Annotated in this window: 13 protein-coding genes and 2 pseudogenes; 3 read left to right on the top strand and 12 right to left on the bottom strand. The window is 65.9% G+C overall.

Annotation, left to right across the window (positions count from 1 at the left end; translation table 11 throughout):
- Positions 1-55: 55 nt before the first annotated feature.
- Together tsf and rpsB are read right to left on the bottom strand one after the other, a co-directional pair.
- Positions 56-883: a translation elongation factor Ts gene (gene tsf / locus ABIB25_RS10255; protein WP_354528343.1), complete on the bottom strand. Its 828-nt coding sequence runs from the start codon at positions 881-883 to the stop codon at positions 56-58.
- An 84-nt stretch (positions 884-967) separates the two neighbouring features.
- Positions 968-1,876: a 30S ribosomal protein S2 gene (rpsB, locus tag ABIB25_RS10250; RefSeq protein WP_354528466.1), complete on the bottom strand. Its 909-nt coding sequence runs from the start codon at positions 1,874-1,876 to the stop codon at positions 968-970.
- A gap of 449 nt (positions 1,877-2,325) precedes the next feature.
- On the opposite strand from rpsB, the gene ABIB25_RS10245 reads away from it, so the two are divergent.
- Positions 2,326-2,904, top strand: a complete 579-nt coding sequence (locus ABIB25_RS10245; RefSeq protein WP_354528342.1) for a murein hydrolase activator EnvC family protein — start codon at positions 2,326-2,328, stop codon at positions 2,902-2,904.
- Between the two features lie 58 nt (positions 2,905-2,962).
- On the opposite strand, the gene ABIB25_RS10240 is transcribed toward ABIB25_RS10245, so the two are convergent.
- From ABIB25_RS10240 to ABIB25_RS10230, 3 genes are all read right to left on the bottom strand, one after another.
- Positions 2,963-3,928 (bottom strand): tyrosine-type recombinase/integrase, encoded by a 966-nt coding sequence (locus ABIB25_RS10240; protein WP_354528341.1) that lies wholly within the window; start codon positions 3,926-3,928, stop codon positions 2,963-2,965.
- A gap of 102 nt (positions 3,929-4,030) precedes the next feature.
- Positions 4,031-4,180 carry a hypothetical protein gene (locus ABIB25_RS10235; protein WP_354528340.1) on the bottom strand — a complete coding sequence of 50 codons (150 nt, stop codon included), beginning with the start codon at positions 4,178-4,180 and terminating at the stop codon, positions 4,031-4,033.
- 221 nt (positions 4,181-4,401) lie between these two features.
- On the bottom strand, positions 4,402-4,902 hold the full coding sequence (locus tag ABIB25_RS10230) for an Lsr2 family DNA-binding protein (RefSeq protein WP_354528339.1): 501 nt from the start codon (positions 4,900-4,902) through the stop codon (positions 4,402-4,404).
- Positions 4,903-5,215: 313 nt separating this feature from the next.
- On the opposite strand from ABIB25_RS10230, the gene ABIB25_RS10225 reads away from it, so the two are divergent.
- On the top strand, positions 5,216-5,350 hold the full coding sequence (locus ABIB25_RS10225; protein ID WP_354528338.1) for a hypothetical protein: 135 nt from the start codon (positions 5,216-5,218) through the stop codon (positions 5,348-5,350).
- 170 nt (positions 5,351-5,520) lie between these two features.
- Positions 5,521-5,700: a hypothetical protein gene (locus tag ABIB25_RS10220; RefSeq protein WP_354528337.1), complete on the top strand. Its 180-nt coding sequence runs from the start codon at positions 5,521-5,523 to the stop codon at positions 5,698-5,700.
- 87 nt (positions 5,701-5,787) lie between these two features.
- Here the strand turns inward: ABIB25_RS10220 and ABIB25_RS29185 are convergent.
- From ABIB25_RS29185 to ABIB25_RS10190, 7 genes and pseudogenes are all read right to left on the bottom strand, one after another.
- Positions 5,788-7,566: pseudogene (locus tag ABIB25_RS29185) on the bottom strand (NPCBM/NEW2 domain-containing protein); the annotation flags it as partial.
- 102 nt (positions 7,567-7,668) lie between these two features.
- Positions 7,669-10,650, bottom strand: a pseudogene (locus ABIB25_RS29180) (glycoside hydrolase family 35 protein); the annotation flags it as partial.
- A 556-nt stretch (positions 10,651-11,206) separates the two neighbouring features.
- Positions 11,207-11,899 (bottom strand): hypothetical protein, encoded by a 693-nt coding sequence (locus ABIB25_RS10210; RefSeq protein WP_354528335.1) that lies wholly within the window; start codon positions 11,897-11,899, stop codon positions 11,207-11,209.
- 1,037 nt (positions 11,900-12,936) lie between these two features.
- On the bottom strand, positions 12,937-14,163 hold the full coding sequence (locus ABIB25_RS10205; protein WP_354528334.1) for an McrC family protein: 1,227 nt from the start codon (positions 14,161-14,163) through the stop codon (positions 12,937-12,939).
- Positions 14,150-16,381, bottom strand: coding sequence for an AAA family ATPase (locus ABIB25_RS10200; protein WP_354528333.1), 2,232 nt, complete (start codon positions 16,379-16,381; stop codon positions 14,150-14,152). The genes ABIB25_RS10205 and ABIB25_RS10200 overlap by 14 nt, the downstream gene beginning before the upstream one ends.
- 1,216 nt (positions 16,382-17,597) lie before the next feature.
- Complete coding sequence (gene dprA / locus ABIB25_RS10195) at positions 17,598-18,932, bottom strand: DNA-processing protein DprA (protein WP_354528332.1); 1,335 nt, start codon at positions 18,930-18,932, stop codon at positions 17,598-17,600.
- A complete protein-coding gene (locus ABIB25_RS10190) occupies positions 18,929-20,449 on the bottom strand; it encodes a YifB family Mg chelatase-like AAA ATPase (RefSeq protein WP_502919787.1) in 1,521 nt (506 codons plus the stop codon). The genes dprA and ABIB25_RS10190 overlap by 4 nt, the downstream gene beginning before the upstream one ends.
- Positions 20,450-20,662 lie beyond the last annotated feature (213 nt).

Below are 20,662 nucleotides of genomic sequence, written 5' to 3'. Positions count from 1 at the left end.
ACGGTGAGTGGGGCCGGCCAGTGCTGCTTGTTGCGATGGACCGTCGGAGCTCGGACTACTGGGCTGCGACGGTGCCGATTTCGAAGCGGACGAAGGCGGTGACGTCGACGCCGGCCTCTTCGAGCACCTTCGCGACGGTCTTCTTGGAGTCGCGCACAGAGGCCTGCTCGCCGAGGACCGCGGCCTTGTAGAAGCCGTTGACGCGGCCTTCGACGATCTTGGGCAGGGCTGCTTCCGGCTTGCCCTCTTCGCGCGCCACGCCTTCGGCGATGCGCTTCTCCTGCTCGATGATCTCCGATGGGATCTCGTCGCGGGTGACGTACTTGGCGCTCAGGGCCGAGACCTGCATGGCGGCGCCGCGGGCGGCCTCCGCATCGTCACCGGTGTACTGCACGAGGACGCCGATGGCGGCCGGCAGATCGGCGGAACGCTTGTGCAGGTAGACGGTGGTCTGACCGTCGAACTTGGCGACGCGGTTGAGCACCAGCTTCTCGCCCAATCGGCCGGCGACGTCGGTGATCTCTGCCTCGACGGTGTGCGAGCCGAGCGGCGAAGCGAGCACCGCCTCGACCGTCACGTCGCCGGACAGTTCGGCGGCGGCGGCGGCGATTTTGTTCGCCAGCGTCTGGAAGTCGTCGTTCTTGGCGACGAAGTCGGTCTCGGAGTTCAGCTCGATCAGAGCGTTGCCGGACGCGGCAACCATGCCTTCGGCGGTGGTCCGCTCGGCACGCTTGGACGCGTTCTTTGCGTTCTTGATGCGGAGGAACTCGATGGCCTTGTCGAAGTCGCCTTCGTTCTCCTCCAATGCCTTCTTGCAATCCATGAATCCGGCCCCGGTCAGTTCCCGGAGCTTCTTGACGTCTGCAGCGCTGTAGTTCGCCATCTGTGGCGCAATCCTTCCTTTTCTACGGTGGGCCGGACACAGCAGTGCCGGGCGGCCCGCGTGGGGCTGCCCGGCACCTGCTGACTAGTTCAGGGAAGCAAGACCCGCGGGGGTCTCGCTGCCTTCGGTCGCGGCGTCGGCAACCTCGGCGTCGGCGACCTTCTCGGTGCTCGCACCTTCGGTGACGATCGCTTCGGGGACGATCTCCTCGGCGGCGGGGACCGCAGCCGCTTCGGTGCCGGAGGCGAGCAGCTCGCGCTCCCACTCGGCCAGCGGCTCCTCGCCGGCGGCGACGGCTGCGCCACCGGAACGGGCCAGCAGACCCTCGGCGACGGCCTCGGCCACCACCTTGGTGAGGAGGGCTGCGGAGCGGATGGCGTCGTCGTTGCCCGGAACCGGGAAGTCGACCTCGTCCGGGTCGCAGTTGGTGTCGAGCACCGCAACGACGGGGATGTTCAGCTTGCGAGCCTCGCCGACGGCGATGTGCTCCTTCTTGGTGTCGACGATCCACACGGCGGAAGGAACCCTGGTCATGTCGCGGATGCCGCCCAGGGTCTTGGCCAGCTTGTCCTTCTCGCGGGTCATCAGCAGGATTTCCTTCTTGGTGAAGCCGGTGAAGCCACCGCTCTCCTCCATGGCCTCGAGGTCCTTGAGGCGCAGAAGGCGCTTGTGCACGGTCTGGAAGTTGGTGAGCATGCCACCGAGCCAGCGCTGGTTGACGTACGGCATCTGGACTCGGGTCGCCTGCTCGGCGATCGCTTCCTGCGCCTGGCGCTTGGTGCCGATGAACAGGACGGTCCCGCCGTGGGCGACCGTCTCCTTGATGAACTCGTACGCCTTGTCGATGTACGTCAGCGTCTGCTGAAGATCGATGACGTAGTTGCCGTTGCGCTCGGTGAAGATGAATCGCTTCATCTTCGGGTTCCAGCGCCGGGTCTGGTGTCCGAAGTGGACACCCGCGTCCAGCAACTGGCGCATGGTGACGACAGCCATGAAGACCAGCCGTCCTTTCTTGATCTGCACGCACGCAGTCCCGTTCGGGATCGTTCTGCGTTGCGCTGCTTCGGTTGTCGCGCTCGACCGGCGGTCGTGCGCCCTGACGTCCTCGGTGTGCACCACCCGGGACCGGTGTCATCCACTGGGTCTTTGAGCAAGATCCAGCCGATGCCCGGAAACGGGACCACGGTGCTCGCCGGCCGGTGCGGTGGGCTGAAACCTTCCGGTGAGAAGTCCACAGCGGCAAAAGGGCGTGCGTAGTCGGCCGATGTGAACATCGGTCGCCCGACAAGACTACGTGACCTGGCGCCCAGGGTGTGAATCGGCGATCAGCGCTGACGCCGGACTCCCTGTCCCGAGCCTCGAGTTTGTCCCCATGCTTCGAATTGTCCACATCCGCCAAATCCATCCGTCACGACGTGGCCCGTGCGGGCGAGTATCGGTCGATGTGGAGAACGACGGTTCGGCTGCGGCGGTGGTGCGCGGGCTTTCTGGTGACGCTGCAGATGGTGGTGCTGTCAGGACTCGGTGCGTCTTCCGGAACTGCCGCGGCGGGCACGGTCGGCGGGGCCGCCGAAGTCTTCGTCTCCGCAGCCGTGGCCCCCGGTCGATTCGTGCTGCCGGTCGCCGGGCCGGCTGTGGTGCTGACCCCGTTCCGCCCACCTGCGACGCGATATGGGCCCGGGCACCGAGGGGTTGATCTGGCCGCTCCGGTGGGGGCCTCGGTGCGGACCGCCGGGGCCGGGACGGTGGTGTTCGCCGGGATGGTGGCCGGCCGCGGCGTGGTCTCCATCGATCATCCGATCGGCCTGCGCACCACGTATGAGCCCGTGACCGCCCTGGTCGAGGCCGGTCAGCAGGTGGTGGCGGGAACTCCGATCGGCACGCTCGAGGCCGGTCACGCCTCCTGCGCCCCGGCCACCTGCCTGCACTGGGGAGCCCGACTGCCCGACGGTTCCTATCTCGATCCGATGGGGCTGCTCAGCGGGCTTCGCGTCCGGCTGCTGCCGTGGGCGGGTGGGTGAGCCGCACTGCCGATCGGCAGGTCGCTCTCGCCGGTGTTCGGCTGGGTCGGCAGCCTCGTCAGGCGCGGGGGTGCGCCTGCCGGTAGACCGCGGCCAGTCGCTCCGAGGAGATGTGGGTGTAGATCTGCGTCGTGGCCAGGCTCGCGTGACCGAGCAGCTCCTGCACCGCCCGCAGGTCGGCACCGCCGTCGAGCAGGTGAGTGGCCGCGCTGTGCCGTAGTCCGTGGGGGCCGATGTCCGGTGCTCCCGGTACCGCTGAGGTCCTTGCGTGCACGAGGGTACGGACGGCGCGCGGATCCATCCGCCGTCCGCGGAGCCCGAGAAACATTGCTGGACCAGAGGTTTCGGTGATCAGCATTCGACGGCCACGATCGAGCCAGTCCCCCACCGCACGGTCGGCGGGTACGCCGAACGGCACAGTCCGTTCCTTCGATCCCTTGCCGAGCACCCGCAGCACGCGACGACGCCGGTCGACGTCGTTGAGGTCGAGGCCGGTCAGCTCCGACACCCGGATCCCGGTGGCGTACAGCAGTTCCAGCACAGCCTGGTCGCGGAGCACGATTGCCCCGTTCGGCGGTTCTCCAGCGTCCGACTCCTCCACGTCGAGCATCGCGGCGGCCTGCTGCGCCTCCAGGATCGGCGGAAGCGAGCGATGAGCGCGCGGAGAGGTCAGACGAGCGCCGGAGTCGACGGCGGCCACACCAGCGCGCACGGTCCACGCCGTGAACGAGCGGGCCGCCGCAGCCCGGCGCGCCAACGACGTTCTCGCTGCGCCGGTCGCGCTCAGCCGGGCCAGCCAGCTGCGCAATGCTGCCAGGTCGAGATCGGCGGCTGACAGTGGCACGCCGGGACGGAGCCGGACGAGGTGATCGAGGAGTCCGGCCACATCGGAGGTGTAGCCGGCGACGGTCGCCGCCGACAGGTTCCGCTCGGAAGTCAGGTAGCGCCGGTAGTCGTCCAGTGTGTGGGCCAGATCGGTGGGAAGCCCGTCGATCGTCAACTCGGTGGACTGTCGGCGGGACATGCTGCCGACGGTGCGCGACCGAGGCGGGCAGGTCAAGCGCAACGCGCTCGACCTGCCCGAGATCTCAGCCGGTCGTGAGGATCAGCAGTGTGGTGATGACGATCAGGAGTGGCTGCAGGAGCGCTGGCTGTCACGCATCTCGATCAGTTCGTTGCGCATCGAGGAGGTGGAATCGTTGATCATGCGCCACATGCGGCGCTCGCGACGAGAGATGGTGCGGCGGTCGGCGATCGACTTCAGAACGCTGGACATTGCGGTAGATCCTTCGTTGCTCTGGTGCGGGTGTTCGCGGTGCTCGAGTACCGGTCGGGGTCCTCATGCCTCGGAGTGGCTTTCTGCCACGTCCAAGAGACGCATGGCCGACCCATTGTTTGCCTCTGACCAGCGGTGTTGTGCACCACAGGTCGGCGCAGCAGATGTGCCGCGCCGACCTGCGCAAAGTCAGTGCTGGTGAGCTTCGAGGACTGGTGCTTTCAGGACTGGTGCGCGGCCTCGAACGCCTGGGTGATGTTGGCCGCGATGCGGCCGCGATCGCCGACGGTGAATCCGTTCGCGTTGGCCCAGGTCCTGATCGCCTCGCGCTGTTCACGGCCGATGCCGGGGGTCGCAGAGAACGCCTTGCCCGATCCGTCCGCCGACCGAGACCTTCGCTTCGGTGCCGCGCCCACCTCTGGTTGCTCGTACAGGTCCGCGTCGGACAACACCTGCGCCACATCGACTTTGAACAGCTTGTCGAAGACTTCGCGGTCCAACACGATCCGCTCGGGCGGCGTGTTGGGCAACGCCAACTCGATGGTGACCAGGTCCCGCTGGCTGTTCTCCAGCCCCGCGACCTCCAGCACGTAGGCGTCGAGCCGGACCGGCGCGTCGATCAGCGGGTGCTTGAGCACCCGGAGTTCTGCCACCTCCTCCGGCCGCCCGATCTCCTTGCCCGTCAAGTCGCTGCTGATGATTTCGACGCGTCTACGTGCCATTGGACTCCCCGTTGCATAGCTGATCAGTGTCGTCGACACTAACACGCTAAAAACACGGCGCGACGGAAGCGATAAGACAGCATCGTTAGCCGCGCCTACTCCAGATGGCTTAGTCCCGGCATCGCCTCTTTCAGCCATCCGACACCAATTGCATCGACATCAAATATCGCTCTCGATATCCGCGCCCGTAGCTCGTCTCATGGCTGCCACCGAGCCTTGAAGGCGGGTCAGGGCGCGGTTAACGTCTCGGTATGCCGATCCCTCAACTGGCGTTGGCCGTCGAGGCCTTCGGGCGCCGGGCCAGCCGGTCGGGGTGAGCATCGTCGAGGTCGGTCTGAGCGGAGCGGCAATCATCTTCGGCGTCGCCACCATCATCTACCGCAAGGCTCGCGGACTACCCATCCGATTCCGACGGAAAGCCAAGTCGAAGCCCAGCGACGACGAGTGACAACTCGAACGCGGCTCCAGGGCCGGATTGGAGGGTGTTCCGGCCTGCTCGATCGGACCATGTTGCCAGTACCCGCCCGTCCGTGTGCATGAGCGGCATCCGGGGAACAGGAGGGAGGTCGACGTCAGCCGACCGACTTCACTGCACCCCAGGCATTCCAAGGAGACGAGATGGCCAAGAGCGACGATCACAGCACGGGCGACGACCGCGAGCCCTATTCAGATCAAGGTGGTACCGAGGGGCGACACGCGCAGACCCACGACGTGGAGCGCGAGGCAGCCTCCAACTCGGCTCCGCAGGTCGAGGAAGTCGACGAATTCGCCAATGACCTGGCCAACGACAAGCGATAGGTCCAAGGCTGCCTTCCGTGTCGCCGTCCAAGTGGACGACGGCACGGAAGGCAGGTCACGGTGCTGGGCGACCGAATATCAAGTCTTCTAGCTGGTCCTGGTGCAGTTGGTGCTCTGGACGGTCACGACGCGGGAGACCTTGACGATGTTGCCGTCAGCGTCGGTGGTTGGCGAGGGCTTCCACCCTGCCGGCACGGCGTTGAACGCCGATCCGTCGGCCGCGGTGGCGATGATCAAATACTGCCCAGGTGCCAGCTTGGACAGATTGCCGGCTTTCGTCCCGGTGACCGCGCCCGCGTACACGTACGCGACCCGAATCCCCGTCTCGTCCAGCATCAACGACCCCGGCACCGGGACCGCACCTGCACAGGTCTGTGCTGTGGTAGTTGCCGTGATGGAAGCGTCGCACCGCGAATTGTCCTGCGCCTGCGTCCACTGCACCCGCGCGCCGGCCGGGAACGCGAACCCGTCCGCGGCGGTGACAACGATGCCGACCTTTCCGTCCAACCGGGAATGGTCGGTGACCTTCCAGCTGTACTGCGAGGTGTCGGCGTAGCCGGAGAACGACCCGTTGTCCACCCCACACGCATCCGTCCACACCGGGGCCGGCGGCACCGGGATCACGGTAGGTCCGGGGTTGGCGGGGCCATCGTAGGTGTACGTCGCTGCAGCAGCGTTGCCACCCGGAGTGGTCACGACGACTCCGACCGGGCCGGCAGGGTGCGCAGGAGCGGTGAAGGTGAGAGTCGACGTGCTGGAGTTGATGTCCCCGCTCAGAGATGTCGGCGTGATCGGCGCGCCACCATCGACGGAGACTGTCGCGTCGTCGGTGTAGCCGGTACCGGTGAGGGTGACGACGGTGCCGCCGTCAGTGGTTCCGTGGCTTGGGCTGACGCCGGTGGTCGTCGGTGCAGCCCGATAGCCGAGATCAGTTGCGGTGCTGGTCCCGGCGGAGGTCTTCACGGTCACCGCGACGGTCCCGCCGACGTGGGCCGGAGCAGCGAAGGCGAGAGAGGTTCCGTCCGAGGAGATGGAAGCCGGCGTGATCTCCGCGCTGCCGTCGACCGACACGGTGGCGTCGGAAGCGAAGCCCGTTCCGGTGAGGGTGACGATGGCGCCCCCTGCCACCGGGACGACCGGCGGGCTGATCATGGTGATCGTCGGGGCAGCTCGGACCGTGCAATGGATCTCGGCGTTGCCCCAATCGGCATTGTCGTGTCCGTTGCCGTTACCGCCGTCCCCGGCGGTGAGCGTGAGCTGTGTGACGCCGGTGATGTCGACGGTCAACGGGATCGGCGCCGTAGTGCCTGCGATCGTCGCAGTCTGGGCCAGGGTGACGCCGTCACCGATGACGGCGAAGGTGACGGATCCCTTGCCGCCCGAACCGATATCCAGACCGACGGTGCTGGTGAACGAGGTGCACCCGGAGGGTGGGGCGACCACCACGGTGCTGATCGCGTTCACGCCGACACCCTTGGGGTAGACGACGCTGTTCATGGTCAGCGGCCCGCCGCCCACGCTGACGTCGCGGCCGATGGTGCCGTAGCCCGAGATCGAGGAGACCCACGGCATGTCGCTGATGTAGATGTCACCCGCATTCCGGACCGGGAAGAGCAAAGTGCGCCCCGAGGTTTCGTTCTTCCCGCCGATCGGGGCGGTGACGGATGCCGCCACCTGGTAGCTGCCGACCGTCGTTGCCTGCGGAACGGTGACGGTCCAGCTGACCGTCTTCGAGTCGCCGGCGACCAGGTCGGGCAGGGTGGTTGTCCCGGTTGGTATTGCATTCCAACCGGTCGGGGTGGACAGCGTCACCGTCGCGCCGGTGACCGTCGCCGTCGTGCGGTTGGTGACGCCTGCGTTCACGTGGATGACGTCTCCACCCTTGGTGGTGTTGGAGGCGTCACTGGTCATGCTGTCGACCGACACCTCGCCCGCAGTGGCCAAAGTGCCGTAGACGGCTGCCGACCAGTCGGGCGCGGTGTTCATCGTGACCGGCACGCCGCCGGCCACGGTGCCGAGGTCGGTGAGTCCGACAGCCTCGAGACCGTTGCCCGCCCCGCCGTCACTGGTCACCGAAATGGCCAGGGTGTTCTGGCCGTTCGGGTTCAGGATGCCGTTGGGCATCACGAAGGTGTGCTGCGGTCCGACGTTCGCGATGTACTGGCCGATGTTCCATCCGTTGAGGTAGATCAGCGCCCGATAGTTCCCGGTCGACTGGGGGACGGCCGGGTTGCCGATGGTCAGACCGAGCGAGGCGTCGACGCCCGTCGGTTCGTCCAGGCTGAATGTCGTTCGGTACCAGGAAGTTCCGGGCATCGCCGTGGCTGCCGGCACCGTGGTCGTTGTCCAGCTGGAGTCAGGGAACCCGGGCAGGTACCACCCGTTCCGCTCACCGTACGAGCCGCCGACGTTGTTGCTGCCGCGTGCGGTATCGGGTGTGTCCTCGCCGCTCAGGGTGCCCTGGATCTTCCAGGAGATCGGGGTGGTGACGGTGCCGGCGGCACCGGTGGTGGTGACCGAGATCAGGCCTCGGCCTTCCTTGTAGGCATCGTTGACGCCCCCGTCCTCGTTGTGGCCGTCGTTGCGCACCATCACCGCGAGGACGTGGTTCCCGGTCCGCAGACTGTCAGGAATGGTGAACTTGGCCGTACCGGTGGTCGGTGGCGCGGACACGCCGCTGGGTAGCACGTTCTGGCCGAGGTAGACCCCGTCGAGCCACACCTGGAGCATTCCTGCTCCACCGGCGCCGTAGTTGAGACCGAGCGTGGTGGCTGCGGCCGTGCCGGTGTAGCTACCGCGGTACCAGACATCGCCCTGGTGGAACCCGTAGTCGTCCTCGGTCAGCACCGGGGCGCCGGCCGGCGGCGGTGTCGTGCTGGTGGTGGTGGTGTGATCGGCGGCGGTCCAGCCGGCGTCATCGAACGACGGGTCGGACTCGGGCGAGCCCGGTGCGTAGGACCAGGTCGCCTGGGTCAGGTCGGGGAGGGTGACCGCCGGCGGCGCCGACAGTTGTCTGGTGGCCGACAGATCGCCGGTGGGGCCGGTCGTCACCGGGACGGTCGCACCGTTCCAGGTCACGGCGGTCACACCGCTCGGGGCCCACACCTGCAGGTCCGACGCGTTCGAGGTATCACCGGTCAGCTTCAGGGTGGAACCGTCGACCGTGGCCGTGCGCACGAGTTCCGGACCACGCTCGAGTACCGGGCCGGCGACGGTGTCCTGACGCCAGAACGAGTCCGCGGTGTCCTGATCCGCCAGCAGCAGGGTGAGCGTCGGGCGGCCGCCTCCGGAGATCCTGACCTGAGCCAGCCCGGTGTGGGTGTAGTCCAGGCGGAGGTCCCCCTTGGTGGTGTCCCAGGTCGAGCTGACCGTGCCGGCGAGGACCTGGACCGTGGGCTGCGAGGTGTAGCGCAGCACGGTCTCCCCGGTTTCGCCGTTGCGTCCGTACAACAGTGCAGTGCCTCCGTCGGATCGCGCGAAGTGCGTCATGATCTCGGAGGTCGAGTAGACCAGGTGCTGACCATCCAGGGCGTAGTTGGACACGAGCATCTTCGAGTCCTGGCCGTTCAGGTGCAGGGCACCGGCCTGCGGGATGGTGTAGCTGCCGTCGGGGGTGGTGATCGGGAAGGTGAAGGTGTCGTTGGTGGTGGCGCTCGATGGGTTGTGCATGGCCACGTACAGGTGCGCACCGGTCTCGGCGTTGACGTCGTGGTAGACCTTGACCGCTGTCGATGATGGCGTGATCACCTCACTCTTGGTGAGATCCGTTGGTACATCGACACTTTGCAGAAACAGGCCGAGTTCCTTCATCGTCGTCGCCTTCGGTCGAATCTGCCTCGACTCGCTGAACGCGGCGCCGTAGTCGTAGGAGGTGTAGACCACCGGGGCGGGCAGCCAGCCCCAGGAGGTTCCGCCGAACGTCATGTAGAAGTTCTGGATGGATAGGCCGTTCGCGACGTTGGTCTCGTAGAACACCCGCTCGTAACCCGGTCCCTCGCGCTGCGCCGTGCAGTCGTAGGTGCCCTGACTGCCCCAGTAATCGAACCAGCCACCGCCGAATTCGGCGGCGAAGCCCGGAGTGTTCGGTGATGCTGATGCACCGCCGGTAGCCCCGCCGGCGCCCCAGAGGCCCCAGTCGGGTGCGGTGGAAGGACTGCCCACCGTGGCGTTGGTGCTGCAGGTGCCGCCTGGGTAACCATCGAAGGCATACATATCGTTCGGGCCTTGGACGGTGCCGCTCACCGTTGAACTGGTCGGCACCCAGATACCGTTGCGGCCCTTGTCGTTGTGGAAGATCGGAACGGTGATGCCGTCGCCCTTCGCCTTGTCGAAGAGGTGCTGCATGTAGTTCTTCTGCGTGGTCCCGGTGGTGGACAGCTCGTTCTCGATCTGGTCGAGGATCACCGTTCCGGTGCCGTTGGTCAACTGGTGACGGGCGAGGATGGTATCGATCCGGGTCATCCACTGATCAACGGCAGCCAGGTAGTCGGGAGCGTCGGTTCGGCCTTTGCCGGCCACGTTGATCAGCCACGACGGAAAGCCGCCGGCATCGGTCTCGGCGTTGATGTAGGGGCCGGGACGAGCGATCACGTACAGGCCGACCTGCTGCGCCATGTCCAGGAGCAGGTCGACGTCGCGCACGCCGGCGAAGTCGTACACGCCGGACTTCGGTGAGTGGTAGGCCCAGTCGAAATAGATCGAGATTGCGTTGTAGCCGTTCGCTTTCATCTTCTGCAACATGTCCAGCCACAGGCTCGTGCTCGGCAGCCGCCAGTAGGCGAATTCACCCGAGAAGATCATCAGTCGCTGACCGTCGATCTTCAACGACCCCGAGTCGTAGGTGATGGTGTGCGACGCGGGAGCGGCCGGCGCCTTCGCAACCGGTGCTGTGTTCGCCGAAGGTGCCGGCGGAATCGACGCCGCGGCAACAGTCGTCGGAAGGGACGCCATCAACCCCGTGACCAGAACGGTGGCGCAGACGAGGGCGAGCGCCCTCCGCAACCAAGCGTGCCGGAGACGTTGAACATGCATGCGGGTGTACCTCCACGATGAGAACACTGAGCAGACTGTCGACAGAAGCAAACATCGATTGGCGCTGAAATTGGACAAATAGCACCAACTACCGACGAATTCTAACACTGGTCTTTCGCGTGAGCAAGGAGATCGGCGGGTCGACACGAACCCGGCGGATCCGCGAACGCCCTCCCCCTAGCCGGCAAAATCGCGAGTAGAGCGCCCACGATCGACGGGCATCCGAAAGCTGCTGCAGACCAGAGCGGTCGGCCACCGGCAGACCGATCCGCGGAGTCTTGACCGCCGCAGTTGGCCAAGCCGGCGGCACTGACCGTCCCGCTCCCGGTATTCGATGGGCCCACTCCCCCGTGATCGCGTATGTGCTGGCTCCAAGGGGCCAAAGCATCAGCAGACAGCTCGCCTGGGATCTTGTCCAAGGACTCTGAACCACCTGCGTTCGGTGGAAACCAGGTAGGGGGGCCGCCCCTCAGGTTCAGCGCGCCTCGCTGCGGGTCGCTTTGCGTAAGTAGATAGTCCACGTTCCGTCGGTGTCGACGTCAAAATGCAGGGGCTGCCCGGTGGCGCGCACGACCCGGTAACTGGTCTGGGCGCCGGTGACGTCGACCACGACCTGCCCGTCGACTGCCAGGACAGTTCGGCCCCACGTGCCACCGCAGGTGAAGGTCATCTGCTGATCTCTGGCGACCTGGACCACGGTGCTGCCGGACCCGGATCCGCGGTGCTGACCGCCGGAGACCGCGAACGTCCGTTCGCCGCTGGCCTTTACCGACCCTGCGGCGGTCTGGGCGACCTGCGGGGAAGCAACTGCGACAGCCCGGTAGGAGGGGATGGGCTGCGGCAATGAGTGATCCGGAGAAGCGCAGTTGGGCGCAGGTGGCGCCCCGTTCATGTAGATCACCTGTGGTTGGCGTTTGCGGGTCACGATCCACAAGATCCCCAGGATGACATCCATAGCGACCCAGAGGCCGATGATCAGCCCGGCACCGATCGTCGTCCCGATGTCCTTGGCCGCCGTGCACGTGCTTTGCGAGAGGCTCCGGCAATCATTGGCAGGATGACTCAGATTGGTGAGCTGGACGATCAGGAGCATCAGCCACAGCACGTTCAATACCAGGATGATCCAGGTGAAGATCCGAACCCTGGGCTTCTCAGTCGGATACGTCATCGGCGGCCAGTTCCATTAAGAGTGCTGTATCTCAGCGCAAGAAGATTACCGATCTCGGTCCCACACATGCGGGTGAACAAAATCCGGATCGGTTACCCACAGTGAGTCCGCCCAGCCCGGCCGCAAACTCAACGACGGATCAGCCCAGATCCTCCGCACAACCAGCGACGCTCAACAGATGGTGGAGGTCTGCTGCCGGCAATCGGTCAAAATTGTGGGTGATCGCTCGCGAGTCGTCGAGGGAGCAAAATTACACCCAAGGCCTTGACGCGACGAGTGCTCCAGACTCGGTCGGTATCGGCGGTGCGCGAATGGTGCTCCAGGCTGGCGTGGCGGCCACCAAGAATTCGATGATCCGCCGCTCCGTGGGGCCGCACCGCAAGGTCGCTGGCGCAATTGCATGCCGAAGTGCCGGAGCTGGTCTGACCTGTGTGGTTCGACGACGTCTACCGCGCCAACCATCCGGACGATCCGGGCAAACGCGCCGCCGCCGTGATGGTGATGCAAGCCGGGCGGCGACCCAGCTGGGTCTCGGTCCTGGACTGGGCGGGCCTGCTCGACGGCGGATCTCAGCAGCGAAGCGGGGTGGTCGCAGCGCGACACGGGATCACCGTTCCGACACTCCGGGAACGGCGCACACAGGTCCGCAAAATCGCGGCCAGCCCAACGACTCGTCCCCAACCATGCGCCTTGAGGCTTTAGTTGATTGTGTCCGGCGGCCCCCCAGGCCAGAGCGCACCGGACCGTCGACAAGTAGGACCTAAAGGACGTGCTCCGGTTCACCCGCCTCGCCACCGAACTATGCGGCATAAGGTCAGCCACACCGCAGGTCGACCGGGACACGCGCCTCGTGCCCCTGCCGCAGTGGGCAAGGACGCAGGCGAAAGCCGACCACGGTGGCCGGCATCCGGGCAGCTTCTCCTTGACCGAGCCCACGTGGAACGACTACGTCCACATCGCCTGCGTTCGAGCGACGGGCGTGCCTGTCGGTCAGCACACCCAGTCGGCCGACGAATCGTTTTGCGAGCGCAAGAGCGCTACGCGGTGGACGGTCCGGCTGGCCCTATGTCGTTTGCCAAGACGCGGAGGTCCCGTAAAAGGAAATTGGGTGACTGGTCGAGATCCAGGTGCCGAACGTGCAGCACCGTGCCGCTGTCTGAAACGGTATGACTTCTGGGGGTCGTTGGGCCGTCTGCGTAAATGAGGGTGGCCGCGGAGAGTTGTGTGGCCGTGGCGTAGGCGAGCAATTGGTAGAGGTCGGGGTTGAGCCCGTTTCCGCTGTCGGTCTTGTATTTCACGTCGCCGACGAACCGCCAGGCTCCGTCAGTGCGGTAGCCGAGATCGGGTAGCAACCTGATTCGACGATTTTCGTCAAGAAACAGTTGGTGCTCGGCCGGGTTGTCGGGGAAGTCATTACTGGTGGCGGCGAGAGCTTCGCGGAGTACGGACCGGACGAACTTTTCGAAGAGGTCGTAGAGGCGGAGGGTGAACCCGACGATGGGCACTGTGCCGACGACGAGGTCGGGCATTGTCTCGAGGAGGATGGTGCGGGCCAGGAGCAGGAGCGGCTGGTAGTGCACATTGTGGCGGGTCCAGGTGAGGCGGTCGATGTGCTCTGGGGTGATCTGGGGGGCCGAGAGGTCCCGTAGCTGCTGCCAGGCCCGGGTGAGTCCGGATCGGACCAGGTGGTCGGTGACATGCTGCCGGCGGAGGACCTGGATCGTGGCCCGCAGGATCTGATTTTCGATGATGTCATCATCGTGCAGTTGGTAGCGGACCGCGACGGGGAGTGGCCCGGGTCTGCGGGCCTGACGTTGCCACCGAATCCGGCCTTTCATGGTGGGTTCGTCGCGGTCGACGGTTCGATAGGCACGCAGCGGTGCTTGCGCGACGGTGCGCTGGTAGGCGATCAGGAACAGGGCGGCGATTCCGTCGGTGAGGCTGCCGGCACTGGAGATGCTGCTCCAACTCTCGTGCCATCGATGCGGATCAGCGGTGTAAGCGGTCATGAACAGGACCCGGTCGATGGGGAGCTTGGGCTCGACCACCACCGTGCGGTTTCCGATGCGCAGCGAGCCGACGACGCTGCCGGGCTGAACGCGGTAGGTGTCGTTCGATTCGGTGGTGATCGTGGCCTCAAAACGCTGCTCCATCATGTGTCGTTCCAGCGCCGTCAGTCGGGTCGGGGTGGAGCGGCGCGACTCCATCAACTGCAGCGGGTTGTCGAATGCTGTCCCGAGTTCCAAGGTGTCAGTGAGAGTCAAGGGACTCACGGAGGATGTCGAAATCCAGTGCGTCTGCTCGACTGGGGTTGTTGTAATACAGCTCCCGCAAGGTCGGCATCACTGAGTAGGACCAGGCGCGGCGTGCCCACGCCTCGTCGACCTCGCCCATGAAGTGGCTTGGCCCGATGTATTGGTCCGGGTCATCGATCGCGCGGTTAGCGGTGTCGAGCAGGTCGGCCAGCCACATCAGATGCGGCGCCCGGCTGTCCAGGTAGCGGCGCAGAATCCCGTCGACCGGCGGCTGATCCGGGCGCAGATCCAGAAAGTAGAAGCGTCGTCGCAAGGCCGAATCCAGCGCCGTGATGGATCGGTCGGCGGTGTTCATCGTGCCGATGAGGAGCACATTCTGAGGGAGCTTTCGGCGATCCCCATACAGCATGGTGACAGGTGTGTCGCGGTACTCCAGCAGCAAGTACAGCTCACCAAAGATGGCGGGGATGTTGCCGCGGTTGATCTCGTCGATCACCAGCACAAAGGTCTTCGTTGGTTCCTTCTGGGCGGCGTCGGCGATCTTGATCAACGGCCCATCGACAACGGTGAAGCGGGTGGGGTCCTGCGGGTCCGGGCGCAGTCCCTGGACGAAGTCCTCGTAACTCGTGCCCGGGTGGAACTGGACGGTGGTCACCCGCGCGCTCGTGCCCGCCAGGTAGGCGGCGACGTGCTGGGCGAGGTAGGTCTTCCCGGCGCCAGGTGGGCCTTGGAGAATGATCTGCCGTTTCCGCTCCAGCAAGATCAGCGTCTCGGTCAGCCACGCCACGCCCTGCTGATCCAGGAAGAGACGCTCCGCCAGCTCGTCGAACCCGGCGGCCGGCAAGAGCTGGGTCTCTGAGGGTAGTTGGGGTGCCGAACTGCGTGATTCTGACGGCGGTGGAGGAGGAGTGACCCGACCCTGTTGCCAGGAGCCGAACGCTTCCCTTTCTTCCTCCGTCCAGCCTGATAGGTCCAGGTCGGTTCGTAGCATCGTATAGGCGAGCCCTTGGGCGTCGAGGCGGTTCCGCAGCACTGCCCCGCCAGGGGCGGCGTTGACAGCCGCAATGATCATGTCCAGGCGCTCCAGCCAGAGCAGGTAGACCTCGCCTGCTGTTGCTGCAGCCTCACTGCCATATCCTCCAGTGAGCCGCCACGTCGCCCTGGCGGCGGTGTCCCGCCAGGGCGGCAGCTGATCTGCAGCGGCCGATCCCAACAGCAGGGTCGACGCCACGCTGAGACGGGCACCCGGGCCGGGCAGGTTCTCCACCGGTACGTGAGAAAGGAAACGGTCAATCGACGCCGGTCCCGGATCGGTGCACAGGTCGACGAGGGCGGCGCCAGACCCATCCGGGTCAGACTCGGCCCAGGCGAGAAACTTTGTCGTGACGCGGAAGTCGACCACGTTAAAGCCGGAGAGCGCGAGTTTCAGCTCTTTGTATGGATTGTCGCCGCGGGCGGCAGCTTGAGCTGCCGACTCGAATGTGGGTTGCCGCTCGATCTTATAATTGCGTTCCTCGACGTCAAGGTCGACCGTGCCAGCAACCTTGGCTGCCCACCTGCCGTACAAAGTCTCCTGGTCACTAGGGTTCCAGCGCTGCTTAAGCGGGGATAGGTACGGATTGACGAAGGTGTGTGCGCCGTAGGCGACATTGGGTTCCAACGAGGCGCACACCTCGAAGATGTCCTCTCCGGCCTCCGGGAAAGCGGAGAGAATTTTGGCGCGGTCATTGCGACTCAGGATCGGCGGTGCGACATCGGGGAAAAGTAGATGCTGCAGCGCATACTCCTGGGTCCACACCGACTGCGTGTCCACCTCGGCGGTTGCGCGACGGAATTCCCCGAGAGAAGTGAAGGCCGACTGCCTGCCGTCGATGGGCAACCGCTTGATCGCGGCGAAAACTTCGATCAGGTAAGCAAACATCTTCCAGCGGTAGTTGAGGTAGGCCCGCCCAGTGCCCGCGGCGCCGCCGGCCAGAGCCACTTCGAGATCGGGCGGCATCGGCGAGACGCCAGACGCCCGGAACCCAGTAACGGCGTTGACCAACTCGGCCTTGCTCCTGGCCGACCACGTCGTGGTGGAAGCCACCAGAGCATGCACGTAGAGCAGCTCGGCCGCGACCTGTATCGCGTCGTCACCCGCATCGGCCAGTTGAGCTTTCAGCTTGGAGGCAAACGTGCCCGATCCGGTGTCCGGATTGTTCACGAAGAAGGCGATCAGCTCGTTCACCGCAGCCACACCATCGATTCGGCGGCCGTCGAACAGGCTCCGGTCTCCTATCAATGCTTCGTCCCGCCAGCGACGCGCCGCCGCGTACATAGGCTGCGCAGACGGCCAAGCGATCCTCGATGGTCCCCACGGAATCTCATCATGCAGGTGCACAGCCCCCACGATAGACGTAGCCAAGGAGATCTCGATCGCCCACCCGCGCTCCAGCTACCAGCGCCGTTGAAGGACTGTGCGGCTTGATTGAACCGAACGGGCATACCGGTAGTCGCCTGAATTGCGCTCGGAACGGGATCTTTACAGCCTCAACAGTTGCGCAGTTCGTTCACGGCATGCGGGTCGGCAAAGCCACCCGGTCGAATGGCGCACGCCGGTTCTCGGATGCCAGACTCCGATGGTGACGAACCCTGCGACCGTCGGCGGGTCGGTCCCATGCTGGCAATGCAACGCCGCCGTCACCCGTGGTGCCGCGTTCTGCCCTGCCTGCGGCCGTGCTGCCCTGTCCGGCTGTGCTGCTGTCCTGCGGGTGGGGAAGGTTTATGTGATTGGTCGATACGTCGATGGTGGCTTCGCGGTGTGGGACCAGACAATCGCCACTCCGGTCAGTAGGTACGCCTCCTCTGACTGGCCGAAGGCCAACGAGGACTTGGACCGGGCCGAAACTGACGGTGGTCCCCCAGGGCCGTCATGGTGGCGACATTGGCTCGGGCGTATCGCTACCTCGTTGGCCCTGTTGGTTCTGGTCGTCGTATATCTGTACGTTCACTTACGCACCTTCGACGACTGCCTGATCACCCCCGGTCCGTTCTCATGGCCGTCAAGGTTGGAGGCTATCTGCGTGAGCGGGTGACCTCGAGTCATGCAAGCAGGTCATCGTGTCCGTCGTCGAAGCGGTCGCCGTACGGGCGGCGAGTTCTTCGATGAGCGCGCAGCAACCTCGCGGGCGGCCAACCATGTTGCGCGGGTGAGTTCGGCTGCTGCTAAGTCTGTTTGGGCAATATCGATGCTCTTAACCATTGCCGAGTGCCGGATCGAGGTCATGGCCGAAGCCGGAAATTCGCGCGCGACATCCCGCTCGGACTGACCTGCTCGAGGTTGTGTACGGCTCCCTTGCAGGTTGCTGCCCTCGGTCGAGAGCATCATAGTGGGCCTGCTCATATTCGGCTGGTTGGAGTCTTACCCGACAGGTGGTCGTCGTCGGTGAGTTCGAAAGCGGGTTCTATCGATCTTCGCTGTTTCGTCGTCGACGCCACAGTCCTTCGTGCCGGCGGACGAGGTCGTGCAGTTCCAACACCGCCAGCCCGGCCATCACCTCCGAGGCGGGCAGCCCGGATTCCACCGACAGCTGACCGACGGTCCGCGCCCCGCGGGACGGCAACGCCTCGTAGACGCGGGCCACCTCCGGATCCAACCCATCCGTCGGATACCGCTCTCCCCCATCAACTCTCGCCGCCGGAACCACGCCACCCGCCGGCATCGGGTCACCACCAGGCTGCCCCACACCAGCATTGAGCCGCACCGAACCACGCCGCCCCACCGCAGCCAGCACATCCTGCGCACCGGTCACCAACACCGCCGAACTATCGGACAACAACAGGTGACAACCCACCGACAACGCCGACGTCACCGGACCCGGCACCGCCATCAACACCCGCCCCAACATCAACGCAGCCATCGCCGTCGACAACGTCCCCGAACGACGCCCCGCCTCCACCACCACCGTCCCCGCCGACAACGCAGCGATCAACCGATTCCGCACCAAAAACCGATGCCGCGCCGGCGAGAACCCTGGCGGATACTCCGAAATCACCGACCCCACCTGCGCGATCCGATCCAGCAACGCCGTATTGGCCACCGGATACGCCCGATCGATCCCGCACGCCAACACCGCGATCGTCGGCAACTCACCGGGATAGGCCAACGCACTGCGATGCGCGACCGTGTCGATCCCGAACGCCGCCCCCGAGATCACCGTGAACCCGGCATCCGCCGCCCCCATCGCAATATCGGCCGCCACCCGCTGCCCATAAGCGGTGTTCGCCCGCGAACCCACAATCGACAACGCCCCGAACGGCAAATCCGCCAACGGCCGGCCCCGGACATACAACGCCACCGGCGCCACCGAATACTTCGTCCCTCGCGCCGTCGCCATCGAAAACGCCACCAGTGCCGCCTCCGGCCACTCCGCATCCCCCGGCCCGATGATCCGAGCACCCACCCCCGCCGCCGCTGCCAGATCGACATCCACCAACTCCTCCAACTGCGCCGGAGTCAGGTTCTCGGTCCTGGCCGCCGTCGGGGACAACACCGCCCGAGGCGCCCGCCGCTCCTTGATCGCCCGCCACGCCGCCACCGGACCGACCCGCGACACATAATCGACGACGTCGCCGCTGGACGGCTCGAAAACCCGCAACAACCCGGCCCAACCCCGCCGCACCGGATCCCCCGCCACATCCGCACCGACCGGCAGCACCCCGGCCCCCCCGACCCCATCACCGACGGTCCCGGGAACCGGCCGCCCCCACTCATCCGCCGGCCACAACTCATGATTCACCACGCGTTCTCCCCACACCGCAGAGCAAGCGCCGTCGCCACATCAGTCTCCGACGGCAGCTCCCGCCCACCCAGATCGGCACTGGTCAGCGCCAACCGCAACACCCGGTCATAACCCCGCCCGGTCAACCGACCCACCCGCACCGCCCGATCCAACAACGCCGCCTCCCGACGACCCGGCCGCCACAACCGGCGCACCACCGGACCCGGCACCTCCGCATTCGTCGTGAAATCCGTTCCAGCCCAACGATGCTGCGCACGCTCACGCGCCGCCAACACCCGCACCGCAATCACCGCCGAACACTCCTGATCCGCCTCGTCCGACACCAACGCCCGCAAATCCAACGCCGCCAGATCCACCCGGATATCCACCCGATCCATCAAGGGCCCCGACAACCGCGCCAAATACCGACGCCGCACCCCCGACGCACACGTGCAGTCCACATCCTTCGCCGCCGCACACGGACACGGATTCGCCGCCAACACCAACTGAAACCGCGCCGGATACCGCACCGCCCCTGACGCCCGCGCCAACAGCACCGCCCCCGACTCCATCGGCTGCCGCAACGCATCCAACACCGTCGGACGAAACTCCGGCGCCTCGTCGAGGAACAGCACCCCCCGGTGCGCGAGGCTGACGCTCCCGGGGCGGATGAAGCTGGAACCGCCACCGACCAGCGCGGCCAGCGATGCGGAATGGTGGGGCTCGATGAAAGGCGGATGGGTGACCAACGGGGTCTCGTCATCCAGATTGCCCGCCACCGAATGCACCGCCGTCACCTCGAGCGCCGCCTCCTCGCTCAACGGCGGCAGCAGACCAGGAAGTCTGGCCGCGAGCATAGTTTTGCCGGCGCCTGGCGGCCCGATCATCGCGAGGTGATGGCCACCGGCCGCAGCAAGCTCCAGCGCCCGCCGCGCCTCCGGCTGACCGAGCACATCCACCATGTCCGGCAACGATTTCGGCACTGCACGGATCGGCGGCAGCGGATCGATCAACCGTCCGCGCTCACCGTTGAGGTAGGCAACCAGGTCGCCCAGACAGGCGACCCCCCGGACCCGCACCCCGGTCGCCAACGTCGCCTCGGCCAGATTGGCCACCGGCACGATCGCCGACGTCCGTCCGGCCGCCTTGACGGCCATCAGGCTCGGCAAGGTCCCGCGGACCGGATGCACGCGACCGTCGAGCCCGAGCTCGCCAATCAGCACCATCTCCCCCGCCGCCCGCGTCGGGACCACCTCAGCCGCGGCCAGCACCGCGATAGCCAATGCAAGGTCAAAACCGGCGCCCCGCTTGGGAAGTGCCGCCGGCGACAGAGCCAGCGTGATCCGTCGCTCCGGCCACTTAGCACCCGAGTTGACGATCGCCGAACGCACCCGATCACGGGCCTGCGTCACCGCCACATCGCCCAGACCGATCACCGTCACCGCAGGGAGGCCGTTGGCCAGATCAGCCTCCACCGCCACCAACTGACCGGCCACCCCCGCCAACGCGACTGCCCACGTCCGAGCCAACGCCACACCCACCACCCCCAGCCGCTCGCGGAGGGCCAACACCCTTCGACGCCCGCCAGCCTGCGGACAACCCACCGAGACCGAAAGCCCGCGATCAGAAATGTGGACAACTCGAGGCATGGGGACAACCATCTGGGCCGAGCCTGTCGATTTGTGTCATCGTGAGCCGTCTTATCGATGCGCGGGCGTCTTCGGCCGCGGGCACCATACCGGCGTTGT

It is taken from the genome of Nakamurella sp. UYEF19 (assembly GCF_040546275.1).
Taxonomy (GTDB): Bacteria; Actinomycetota; Actinomycetes; order Mycobacteriales; family Nakamurellaceae; genus Nakamurella.
This window is presented reverse-complemented; position numbering and strand designations above follow the sequence as displayed.

What these genes read in the sequence shown, in the direction of transcription:
- tsf (WP_354528343.1), bottom strand. Translation starts at nt 883, where the DNA reads ATGGCGAACTACAGCGCTGCAGACGTCAAGAAGCTCCGGGAACTGACC.
- rpsB (WP_354528466.1), bottom strand. Translation starts at nt 1,876, where the DNA reads ATGGCTGTCGTCACCATGCGCCAGTTGCTGGACGCGGGTGTCCACTTC.
- ABIB25_RS10245 (WP_354528342.1), top strand. Translation starts at nt 2,326, where the DNA reads ATGTGGAGAACGACGGTTCGGCTGCGGCGGTGGTGCGCGGGCTTTCTG.
- ABIB25_RS10240 (WP_354528341.1), bottom strand. Translation starts at nt 3,928, where the DNA reads ATGTCCCGCCGACAGTCCACCGAGTTGACGATCGACGGGCTTCCCACC.
- ABIB25_RS10235 (WP_354528340.1), bottom strand. Translation starts at nt 4,180, where the DNA reads ATGTCCAGCGTTCTGAAGTCGATCGCCGACCGCCGCACCATCTCTCGT.
- ABIB25_RS10230 (WP_354528339.1), bottom strand. Translation starts at nt 4,902, where the DNA reads ATGGCACGTAGACGCGTCGAAATCATCAGCAGCGACTTGACGGGCAAG.
- ABIB25_RS10220 (WP_354528337.1), top strand. Translation starts at nt 5,521, where the DNA reads ATGGCCAAGAGCGACGATCACAGCACGGGCGACGACCGCGAGCCCTAT.
- ABIB25_RS10210 (WP_354528335.1), bottom strand. Translation starts at nt 11,899, where the DNA reads ATGACGTATCCGACTGAGAAGCCCAGGGTTCGGATCTTCACCTGGATC.